This window comes from Synechococcus sp. R8-2, assembly GCF_047461715.1.
In the GTDB taxonomy this organism is placed as follows: Bacteria; Cyanobacteriota; Cyanobacteriia; order Thermostichales; family Thermostichaceae; genus Thermostichus.
Genome location: NZ_JANSHQ010000161.1, coordinates 1 through 5,062 on the forward strand (window position 1 = coordinate 1; position 5,062 = coordinate 5,062).

The following is a 5,062-nucleotide window of genomic DNA, read 5'->3' on the forward strand; positions in this document are numbered from 1 at the left end:
GGACTCCGTCCGAGTAGCGCGATCTGCCTTCTGGCTCGACGCAACAGCAGGGGAGGCTGAAGGCCCAACAGTTAATTCATCTATCTCACCAACAGTTGATGGGCTTGATGGGCTGATGGTCGCAGCAGGGGCCGGAGGGGCTGTCCCGTCCGGGGGAGTTCTCTGGGGTGCAGGAGATAGGTCAAGGGCTGGGAAAGGACTCCGTTCCGCTGAATCCTCAGCCACCATGCTTGGGCGCAGCTGGCCCAGCAGATCCACTAGGGCAATTTCCAACCACAGTTGGGGCTGTCCGCTTTGACGAATTTGCGGCTCACACTGGCGCAGATGGCTCTGGGCTGCCAGCAGTATCTCCACCGAGTAGCGAGGGGCCCGTTGCTGCAGGGCTGCCCAGGTGGAGTCCGTTACAGCCACCAACTCCCGTTGCTGGGGGGCTGTCTTGACCAGCAGCAGATCCCGGTAAAGGGCCACCAAGTTCTGCAACAGGGCTAAGGGCTCTTTGCCCCGCTCCAACAATTGCCGAGTTTGGCTGAGCACCGCCTGCACATCCTGAGCCAGCAGCGCATCCATCAGAGCCAAAAGCTGCTGTTCCGGGATCCCGCCCACCAAGTCCCAAACCGCCTCCGGGGTGATGGATCCTTCCAAGAGGCTGAGCTGGTCCAGCAGGCGTTCGGCGTCCCTCAGGCCCCCTTGGGAAAGTTGGGCCACCAGTTGCAGCGCCTCCGGCGTGATAGGGATCCCTTCTTGGGCGGCGATCTTGCCCAGGTGGGCCACCATGTCGTCGAGGGGGATGCGGCGGAAGTCAAACCGCTGACAGCGGGAAACAATGGTGGGCAAAACCCGCTGCGGGTCAGTGGTGGCCAGGACAAATACCACGCGGGGGGGCGGCTCTTCAAGAGTTTTCAGCAAGGCGTTGAAGGCCGCATTGCTGAGCATGTGGCACTCGTCGATGACATAGACTTTGTAGCGGCTGTTCACCGGGGCAAACTGTGCCCGCTCGATCAGCTCGCGGATGTTGTCTACGCCGGTGTTGCTGGCCGCGTCAATCTCGAGAACATCCAGGGAGGCTCCCGCAGTGATGGCGCGGCATTGGCTGCACGCCTGGCAGGGATCCGGCGTCGGCCCCTGTTCACAATTCAAAGACTTGGCCAAGATGCGGGCGCTGGAGGTTTTTCCCGTGCCCCGCGGCCCGCAGAACAAATAGGCAGGCGCCACCCGCCCCAGCCGGATGGCATTGGCCAGCGTTTGCACCACCGCTCCTTGGCCGACCACATCGGCAAAGCGCTGCGGGCGGTATTTTAAATGCAGGGGTTCATAGTTGCCAGCGGTGGCCATTTCCGGGATCTCCAAGCAAGCAGCGCCCCAACCGGAACCGCGCAAGAGCTCTGCTCTGCTGACGCGATCCCACCGGGGCTCCCCTATTCTGGCTTCTCGATGGCGGGATCCCTCCCTGCCCATCAAGAGCAGGGCTGGACACCAGGGGGGGAGACCGGCAGAGCTTTTGTGCTCCGCTCCGCTGAGGACTTGGGATCCCGGCGACGCAGAGAGGGAAGCTGGGGCAGTTGCACTCTCCAGCCGGGCGAGTCAAGCTGATCCATGTGCTGCACGCGGTAGCTGAGCTGGTACAACTCCTTCCTAAGCTGGCGATTCTCTGCCTGGATGGCGGCGATGCGCTGGCGGATGGGCTGCAGGCGGGCTTGCAGCTTGCGCCGGTAGAGCTCTGGCAACTCTTGAATCATCTGCTCCAGCAACTGCTTCTCTTGGTAAAGCTGCTCGATCTCCGCCTCATAGCTGCGAATTTGCCGGTGTTGCTTTTCTTGGCGCAGCTCCAGAAGGTCTATCTGGCCCTGCAAGATGCGATTGCGCTCTCGCAAAAGCTGGATTTCCCGCTCCCGCGCGGCCAGAGCTTGAGCAAACTCCGTCTCGCCAACGCAGCCTGCTTCCTGCATCGTTTCTCCCTCAACCCACCCGTACATGGATACCAAGGGATCCGTCCCACCAGACCCTATCCGTCACTGTATCCGGCCTGCCGAGGTGAGGCAAATGGCCTCTCTAACGCCAAAGCCTGCTTCACCTGGGCTTCCAGCTCGGCCAGGGATCCGGAGTTGTCCAGCACCACGTCTGCACGGCGCACTTTTTCCGCCAAAGGCCACTGGCTGGCAATGCGAGCTTCGATTTCTTCCGGCGTCAGGGGATCCCGGCGAGCAAGGCGTTGCCGCTGCTGCTCTGGAGTGCAAGTCACCACCCAAATTTCATTCACCCACCCCTGCAGGTGGGCTTCAAACAGCAACGGGATCATCAGACAAACGGTTTGGGATCCCTGCCCAGAAGAAAATCCTACCCCGCTACGCTTTTGGGAGGCAGGCTCTTCCTCAAGCGGCACCCCATGGACTTTAGAGCTCTGCTCCGCCAACGCGGACAGAAAATCTTGCAGTTGAGCTCTAACGAAAGGGTGGATTTGGGCCTCTAGCCAAGCCCGCTCAGCGGCATCTGCAAACACGATCTGGCCCAACCGCCGGCGATCCAGATCCCCGGAGGGTGTTTGGATGACCTTCCCATAGCGTTCCAGTACCCGCTCGCGAATGGGGGATCCCACCGCCAAGGCCTGGCGGGCCATTTGATCGGCATCGGCCACCGGGATCCCGTGCTGCTCCAAGATGCAGGCGACCGTGGATTTGCCCGTGCCCACTCCGCCTGTCAGGCCGATGATTCGCATAGCTGTCGTGGTTACGGTTTAGCTTGCTGGGGTAGAGGGGCGCTGCCAGGGTAAAGCCAGTTGAAGGTTTTTCTTCAAGGGGAGGCCGTTTTTGCAGCCAGCGGAGAAGAACGGTGCTCTGCCGCAGCCGGCAAAGGAGAGCTGGGCGGCAGCAGGCTGTACTCAAAGCCCTCCACCAAAGCCCGACAGGAGGCCTCGATGATGTTGGTGGAAACCCCCACCGTTGTCCAACGGCGGTGACCGTCGCTAAACTCCACCAGCACGCGCGTTTTGGCCGAGGTGCCGGCTCGCCCATCCAAAATGCGCACCTTGTAATCAGACAGGTGAATCGCCTCCAGTTGGGGATAGAACTCCAGCAGCGCCTTGCGCAACGCCCCATCCAGAGCGGCCACCGGCCCATTGCCTTCCGCCGCTGTCACTCGAGTTTGCCCCTGCACCGCTATCTTCACCGCTGCCAACGATTGCACATCCGTTGCTTCGCCACTGGGATCCCAGTCTTTGCTGTTCCAATCGGAGCGGGTGGTGGTCGTCACGTTGAAGCTGAGCACTTCAAACGGATGCGAGCGCTGACCCAACAACCCCCTCACCAACAGCTCAAAGCTGGCCTCAGCCGCCTCAAACTGGTAGCCCTGCAGCTCCAGGGTTTTCAGCCGCTCCAAAATCAAGCGCACCTGCGGATCCGACTTCTCCAGCCGGATCCCGAATCCGGCCATTTTGTGGAGGATGTTGCTCAGCCCCGCCTGTTCCGAGACCACAATGCGGCGACAGTTGCCCACTTGCTCCGGGGCGATGTGCTCGTAGGTGAGAGGGTTTTTCTGAACGGCGCTGACGTGGATCCCGCCCTTGTGGGCAAAGGCCGATAGGCCCACAAACGGCGCATGGTCATCCGGGGCCAAATTGACCACCTCGCTGATGGAGCGGGAGATCTCCGTCAGGTGTTGCAGCTTCTCTTGCGGCAGACAGCGATAGCCCAGCTTCAGTTGCAAGTTGGGAATGACGCTGCACAGGTCGGCATTGCCGCAGCGTTCCCCATAGCCGTTGATGGTGCCCTGCACCATGCGCGCCCCCGCCTGCACCGCCGCCAGGGCATTGGCCACAGCAGTGCCGGAGTCGTTGTGGGTGTGGATCCCTAGGGGCAAGTGCTGCAGGTGATGGGATTCTGCCAAGACAGCTGCGGTAATCTGGGCGATCTCATGGGGCAGGGATCCGCCATTGGTATCGCAGAGAACCAGCCACTCCGCCCCCGCCGCCGCCGCTGCCGCTAGGGTTTGCAGGGCATAGTCGGGGTTGTGGCGGTAGGCGTCGAACCAGTGCTCGGCATCGTAGATGACCCGCCGCCCCTGGGATCGCAGATAGGCAATGGTGTCGCGGATCATGGCCAGGTTTTCCTGCAGCGTGGTGCCCAGGCCCTCGGTGACGTGGAGATCCCAAGACTTGCCGAAGACGGTTATATAGCGGGTGCCCGCCGCCAAAATGGCCTGCAGCATGGGATCGTCTGCCGCCCGCCGCCCCGGCTTGCGGGTAGAACAAAAAGCCACCAGCTCGGCTTGCTCTAGGGGCTCTTCCCGCATCTGCCAGAAAAACTGCACATCCTTGGGATTGGCTCCCGGCCAGCCCCCTTCAATAAACGGGATCCCCAGACGATCCAGCAGCTTGGCAATCTGTAACTTGTCTTGCACCGACAGCGATAGCCCCTCTCGCTGGGCCCCATCCCGCAGTGTGGTGTCGTAGAGAGTGATGGTGGCTGAGCAACCCAGATCAATCTTCATATCGCATCAGTTTCTTGTAAAAGGCGGTGGAGAAATCCGGCTGTTGTCCGCGCTGCACCAAAGAGACGACATCAATCAGATAATCCACAAACTCGTAGTTGGCGATGGAGAGCTGATAGGTGAGATCTGCATCCTGAGCAAAGATGACCTGAACCACCGTCAGATCCGAAGGCAACGGGGACGTATGCCAACTGGCCAAGAAGCGGACAGGCTCTTCCCCCTCGATGGCCCTCTGCCCTTCCAGGCTGGCTTTTTTGTAGAGGCCCACCGCGAGGGCTAGGTACTGTCGGCGGGCAACGGCGTAATAGGGCTGATAGACGGCCACTTCTGGCGGGCTGGCGGGTTCAAGTTGCAATGCCATAGTGCGCTAGGAGAGGGGTACAGCTTTTTCTGATTTCATGAAGTTCTACAAAATGGGTGGGATCCCCATAGCCAAGAGAGATCTCTGCATTGGCTGTAGCAAGTGTCGCCGGAAAAAGCTGTGAGGTCAATTGTGGCAGAGAACCCAGAAAAAATTATAAGGGGCCACTGCAACCCATTTCATTCAGCGTATCGCGAAGCGGTGCGGTTCCCGGTAGGG

General features: G+C 60.6%; 5 protein-coding genes. All 5 read right to left on the bottom strand.

Annotation, left to right across the window (positions count from 1 at the left end; genetic code table 11):
* On the bottom strand, positions 1 to 1,332 hold a 1,332-nt coding region (locus NW819_RS04505; protein WP_414413020.1), incomplete at its 3' end, for a DNA polymerase III subunit gamma/tau.
* 122 nt (positions 1,333 to 1,454) lie between these two features.
* Positions 1,455 to 1,946, bottom strand: a complete 492-nt coding sequence (locus tag NW819_RS04510) for a hypothetical protein (RefSeq protein WP_414413017.1) — start codon at positions 1,944 to 1,946, stop codon at positions 1,455 to 1,457.
* A gap of 56 nt (positions 1,947 to 2,002) precedes the next feature.
* Entirely contained in the window at positions 2,003 to 2,713 is a 711-nt protein-coding gene (gene coaE / locus NW819_RS04515) for a dephospho-CoA kinase (protein ID WP_414413018.1), read from the bottom strand.
* A gap of 74 nt (positions 2,714 to 2,787) precedes the next feature.
* Entirely contained in the window at positions 2,788 to 4,482 is a 1,695-nt protein-coding gene (gene cimA, locus NW819_RS04520) for a citramalate synthase (RefSeq protein WP_414413019.1), read from the bottom strand.
* Complete coding sequence (gene ebsA / locus NW819_RS04525; protein WP_414343182.1) at positions 4,472 to 4,843, bottom strand: type IV pilus biogenesis protein EbsA; 372 nt, start codon at positions 4,841 to 4,843, stop codon at positions 4,472 to 4,474. Before ebsA ends, cimA begins: the two co-directional genes overlap by 11 nt.
* Positions 4,844 to 5,062 lie beyond the last annotated feature (219 nt).